Consider the following 3,448-nt stretch of genomic DNA (forward strand, 5'->3'; position numbering starts at 1 on the left):
TTTTGGCTCATCGTACTTATTTGAAACAAGTAAATAAAAGGGTTAGTGTCAAGCAGAATCTATTGAAATGCTTGGTGAATGAGAAGATATTGACTGACGTAATAAAAAGTTTATGAAACGACCGTGGTTGTATGTATCAAATAAATCGCCGATTGTCCCTGTAAAATCAACTTTTTCATCACCAACATAGAGCGCATCTACTTCATAATGATCTTGGATCGCTGGAATTTCACGATTTTGCAACATTAAAAACTCAGCAATATCTTTAAAAGTTTTAGTTTCTGGCGCATTGCCTGCATTGTGATAAGTAATTTTCATTTGACTCTCCTCCTCTTTTATTATACAACTATTTCTAAGAAATGGCATTTCTCAAGTGTTTATTACTTTTTTAAATGAAGTCGATACAGGGCATAACGTGCAACTGGTTGAGCAATCAACATTTCTGTAAGCAACGCAATTGTGAAGTTTCTTGGCCATTTATAAAAGAAATGTTGGAAAGGTGCTAAACTAATTGTTTTCGTTGCAATCATCGCTCCTACGATAGTCATTAACACTGACATCATCGCGACATTAATCAAAATCGTTATCGTTATTTTGGCATTAAAGCTATCCGTCTCTTCTGTTATTTTAGCTGCTATCTTTTCTGCAGGCATGTGCGTCAGCAAAGCAAAAGCTACGATTGCCACTAACAAAAATGGCATTGACGCAAGGGTATGCCCCCATGTCTCTAAACTAAATCCGACCTCGAATCCTGAAATAACTGGCGCAATGATATTAACCGAAATAATGGCGACTATCGCAAGAAATAAAACAAATTCTTTGCTGTTTCGGGGTAACTTCATATAAAAGTCCATTGGGTAATTAACCTCTTCTTTTTTATTATTTACTGCAAAAACAGCGCAAAGGGCACCCGACTAAAATCGGGTAGCAACCTTTACGCTGATCCATTATACGCAGTAAATTATATTCAGTATATCATAAATATGTTTTCTTCGTAAGTCAAAAATCATGAGACGATAAAATCATTTGTTGTACTCACATAGGCAATCTTTGAAAGTTCTGCTATTATTTCAGATTGCACCCTGACTGGCAGTTTTGATTTTACCGCCCACTTCTAAATCTTTTATTGCTGTTGCATCATGGATAAGAATAGGCGCATAGCCGAGTTTTCCTGCAATAGGTGTTGTTGCGCGAATACACATATGCGTCATCATCCCACAAATTACTAACTGGTCAACTTTAAGCGCGCGTAATGTGCGTTTCAAATTTGTTAACAAAAAACTATTAGGAAACTTTTTCTGAATAATGATTGAGCTGTCATTTATTTTCAAACCTGAATGTAGTGCTGCACCAATCGTTCCTTTACCAAAAAAATCCGCATCCTTACTATTTTTTATATGTTGAATATAGATAATTGGCAAATTTTTGGCAGTAAATTTTTCCTCCAATTTATTCACATTTGTCAACGCCTTATCCGCATCAACTAACACCATTTTTCCGCCCGCAAAATAATCATTTTGTACATCAATCACTAAAAGTCCTTGTTTCATCAACTACCTCTTTTCTATAAAATAAAGTATAATTGTTTCAGAGACCAATGTAAATGGCGCTACGAAAGCCTTCAAGGCTTTTTACTTTCATAATGAAAGAAGATAAAATGGACAAAATTGATGATAAAATACTAGCATACCTACAAGAAAATTCACGTTTAAGTCATAAAGAAATCGGACAGCGTGTGCATATGACTGGACAAGCTGTTGGTATGCGAATTAATAAAATGTTAGAAACAGGTATCATAGAAAATTACACCATTTCAATCAAATATGCTCACCAACAATTTATCCGCATTTTCATGGATAATAACCAATATGATGCATTTGAAAAATCAGTCAATGACTTCCCTGAAATCATTGCTTTTTATAAGGTGTCGGGTCAAGCCTGTTATATGATAGTGTCACACTTTGATTCGGAAAGATTGACACATTTTATCTCTGTTATCTCAAAATGGGGACGTTATAGTGTCGAGAATGTCATCGCTGATAGGAAAAAATGATTGCCTTCGTAAAAATATCATTTAGTTAATGATTCTTTCGAAGTCCTTTTCCCAGCCTCTTCCTCCTCTCGAAATACCTTATCACTTCTGATATAGTAGTCATCTTCTATTGCTTCTAGCCTGTTCATTTCTCTTGCCAATGCAAAGAAATAATCCGAGAGACGATTTAAAAATATCAAAACGTCTTCATTGATTTTTGATGTCCACATCAATGCAACAACTTTTCGTTCAGTATTTCTAGTAAATGTTCGGGCAACATGACAATCACTTGTCAAAAGACTGCCTGTTGGTAAAATAAATTTTTCAATCGGTGAACAGTTGGCAGTATACACATCTATTCTCTCTTCCAAAAATGTTACCCAAGATTTTTTGACACGCCAGTCATAGCCTTTATCCGCAGGTGTCGCCAAGTCTGTACTACAATCAAAAAGATAATTTTGTATCGTCTTCAACTCCTGAGAAATACTAGGGTGAGATACTTTTGTTTGACACGTTATTCTACCTACCCAAGAGTTTAACTCATCAACAGACCCATAACTTTCGACACGATCGCTTGCTTTACTGACCATTTGACCGCCAATCAGTCGTGTCATCCCTTTATCACCTGTTCTAGTATAAATCTTCATGCTTATTCCTCTCTACGACTACTTGAAGATGCGCTGCTTGTTTTTCCCCCTTCATCACTTATTCTAACTTTCCGATAAATAATTTTGTAGTGCTAACAAACCAATTTTATTTTTAGCGGAAACTCTAAAAATATCTTCACTCCCTGCTTCCTTCAGTTGCGTTTCTACAAAAGAGATCGCTTCTTCACCCTTTACTAAATCCATTTTCGTCACAATGCCAATCACGTTTTTAGGATACATCGCACCAAACCCTTGCGAAAAGATTTGCTCCTGCTCAGTAACACTTTGCACCAATCCAACAACATCAGCTTCTGCTGCGGTAACAGTTAACGACTGAATAAATTTTCGGTGTAGCATGTACTCTCCTGGTGTGTCGATCATGTCATCAATAAACTCTAGTGTTTGGGTTTTATCATAAGTCAATGCTTGACCACGAAGTGCTTGAATCAAACTTGTCTTACCACAACCCACAGCACCCATTAGAATAATTTTTTTCATCATTTTCTCCATAACAAAAAGGCACCAAAAAAAGATAATCTTTTTTCAGCACCTTTGCTGTCTTACATACCACCTTGTATGCGTTTCCAATTTATTATATACTATCTTTTAGATTTTTTCAAGTATTTTCATAGTAAATTTCGGCACGACAAACGCATGACTCTCTCTCTCCCAATCTCAAAATAGGAAGCGTGTTTTTAAAAATAACAGCTCTCACATTGAAAACAACTGTGCCAAATAATCTGGAAAAGTCATTGATAACGAAAAACGT

The 3,448-nt window shown here is 35.9% G+C and carries 6 protein-coding genes; 1 reads left to right on the forward strand and 5 read right to left on the reverse strand.

Annotated features, from left to right (window positions below; genetic code table 11):
• Positions 1 to 48: 48 nt before the first annotated feature.
• The 3 genes from ACYQ21_RS14905 to ACYQ21_RS14915 all read right to left on the reverse strand — a co-directional run bounded on the left by ACYQ21_RS14905 (position 49) and on the right by ACYQ21_RS14915 (position 1,550).
• Positions 49 to 318, reverse strand: coding sequence for a DUF4649 family protein (locus ACYQ21_RS14905; RefSeq protein WP_460059411.1), 270 nt, complete (start codon positions 316 to 318; stop codon positions 49 to 51).
• A 62-nt stretch (positions 319 to 380) separates the two neighbouring features.
• Positions 381 to 854, reverse strand: a complete 474-nt coding sequence (locus ACYQ21_RS14910) for a hypothetical protein (RefSeq protein ID WP_460059412.1) — start codon at positions 852 to 854, stop codon at positions 381 to 383.
• Positions 855 to 1,070: 216 nt separating this feature from the next.
• Positions 1,071 to 1,550, reverse strand: coding sequence for a cysteine hydrolase family protein (locus tag ACYQ21_RS14915; protein ID WP_460059414.1), 480 nt, complete (start codon positions 1,548 to 1,550; stop codon positions 1,071 to 1,073).
• Positions 1,551 to 1,657: 107 nt separating this feature from the next.
• Here ACYQ21_RS14915 and ACYQ21_RS14920 point away from each other — a divergent pair, with 107 nt between their 5' ends.
• Complete coding sequence (locus ACYQ21_RS14920) at positions 1,658 to 2,053, forward strand: Lrp/AsnC family transcriptional regulator (RefSeq protein WP_460059415.1); 396 nt, start codon at positions 1,658 to 1,660, stop codon at positions 2,051 to 2,053.
• Between the two features lie 17 nt (positions 2,054 to 2,070).
• Here the strand turns inward: ACYQ21_RS14920 and ACYQ21_RS14925 are convergent, their stop codons facing one another.
• Both ACYQ21_RS14925 and eutP read right to left on the reverse strand, forming a co-directional pair.
• Positions 2,071 to 2,679 (reverse strand): cob(I)yrinic acid a,c-diamide adenosyltransferase, encoded by a 609-nt coding sequence (locus tag ACYQ21_RS14925; protein ID WP_460059417.1) that lies wholly within the window; start codon positions 2,677 to 2,679, stop codon positions 2,071 to 2,073.
• Between the two features lie 63 nt (positions 2,680 to 2,742).
• Complete coding sequence (gene eutP / locus ACYQ21_RS14930; RefSeq protein WP_460059418.1) at positions 2,743 to 3,177, reverse strand: EutP/PduV family microcompartment system protein; 435 nt, start codon at positions 3,175 to 3,177, stop codon at positions 2,743 to 2,745.
• Between the last annotated feature and the right edge of the window lie 271 nt (positions 3,178 to 3,448).

Source organism: Pseudolactococcus yaeyamensis (assembly GCF_054658615.1).